This is a genomic window from Larkinella sp. C7, from assembly GCF_006149005.1.
Taxonomy (GTDB): Bacteria; Bacteroidota; Bacteroidia; order Cytophagales; family Spirosomataceae; genus Larkinella.
Map to the genome: position 1 here is coordinate 1 of NZ_VBSL01000243.1, position 346 is coordinate 346.

At 51.7% G+C, this 346-nt stretch carries 1 pseudogene; it reads left to right on the forward strand.

The window, feature by feature from the left end:
• Positions 1 to 346, forward strand: a pseudogene (locus FH871_RS35275) (hypothetical protein); the annotation flags it as partial.

Genomic DNA, 346 nt, shown 5'->3' on the forward strand with positions numbered 1-346 from the left:
CTAGCCCAGGCCATCCCTGAGATCTGCAAGGCAGTTGGGGTCTTTGTCAGCCCCAGCCTGGCTGAATTAGAAGAGGCCATCGCTCGAATTCCTCTGGACCTAGTTCAGATTCATGGAGAATTTGACGAAGACCTGCTTTCTCAAGTATCGGTTCCGGTTATCCGAGCCTTGAACATTTCTCAGGGGCAGACCAATCTCGCCAGCCAAGCAGACTACCTGCTCTTTGATGCCCCACTTGCAGGTTCAGGCCAGACCTTTGATTGGCGAAGCCTAGATACTAGCCAAATCCAGCAGCCCTTCTTTATTGCCGGTGGCCTAAATAGCCAAAATGTTGCCCAAGCCATTA